2 protein-coding genes are annotated in these 1,008 nt (G+C 57.0%); both read right to left on the reverse strand.

Features of this window, described 5'->3' with window-relative positions; all coding sequences use genetic code 11:
* Positions 1-31: 31 nt before the first annotated feature.
* Entirely contained in the window at positions 32-382 is a 351-nt protein-coding gene (locus tag F3H58_RS27685) for an ATP dependent DNA ligase (RefSeq protein ID WP_286170190.1), read from the reverse strand.
* A 102-nt stretch (positions 383-484) separates the two neighbouring features.
* A complete protein-coding gene (locus F3H58_RS27690) occupies positions 485-802 on the reverse strand; it encodes an ATP-dependent DNA ligase (RefSeq protein WP_353619456.1) in 318 nt (105 codons plus the stop codon).
* Positions 803-1,008 lie beyond the last annotated feature (206 nt).

Here is a 1,008-nt window from a genome sequence, read left to right on the forward strand (position 1 = left end):
AAGACCTCGCCGACGCACTGAAACCCTTTGCTCAGTTGAGGTCATAAACAGCGGCATTGTGGATCTCGCGCAACCCTTTGTAAGATGCATGTCGCCAATTACCGTCGTCGGTCCAGCCGCGGAATTCAATTTCCGCGATCAAGGTCGGCTGCGCGTAAACGTAGTTCTTGCCTTTAAGCGGCACGGCTGGTGTCCGTGTCTTCAGTGTGTCGAGCGTCTTCTTCAGGTAGGCTGCATCCTTTTCCTTGAAGCCCGCGCCGACGGCGCCGACATAGACCAATCGTGGTCCCGGCGAGCCGCCAGCAGCAAACTGCCAATCCCGCCGCGCGCCACCGCCGACTGCTCGTAGCCGACGATCATGAAACTCTTGCTCTGCACGCACTTGATCTTCAGCCAGTCGCCGGTCCGACCAGGGCGGTAGGGGCTAACTCGATGTTTGGCGATGACGCCCCCCATGCCGATCGAGTAGGCCTTGGCCAATAGCTCAGCGTCGTCTCCCTCTATCTCTTCGGACAACTGGCTCTTCGGACAACTGGATCGCACCGACGGCGCCCTCCAGCAAGTCTGTCAAGAGATGACGGCGAACTGACAGTTCGGTCCGGATCAAATCGTGACCGTCCAAATAGAGAAGGTCAAAGGCGAAGAGAACGGACTCCGTCGAAACGCGCTTGCCCCCTCTTCTGCCGAGCCAGCGCTGCAGCGCTCCAAAGTCCGGGCGGCCTTCCTCATTCAGTACCACCGCCTCGCCATTAATGAATGCCCGCCGTCCTGGATAAACGGATCGGCCGATTTTCCGTGCAATTCACTTTGGGTAAAGAGTCGATCTGCATTCATGTTTTCACCTGCCTTCTCAATTCTTCGGATCCTCTTCATGAGCCACTTGTCCCGATCGTCGTTGCTTATTATTGACAGGCTGTTGGTTTCCACGCGGAACTGAGCCGGTTAGGCGCATAATTTCCATTGAGAATTGAGCCATGTGAACCTTCCCCCCAACGCGGAGAGCGACGG

Source organism: Rhizobium sp. NFACC06-2, assembly GCF_900101425.1.
GTDB lineage: Bacteria > Pseudomonadota > Alphaproteobacteria > Rhizobiales > Rhizobiaceae > Agrobacterium > Agrobacterium leguminum.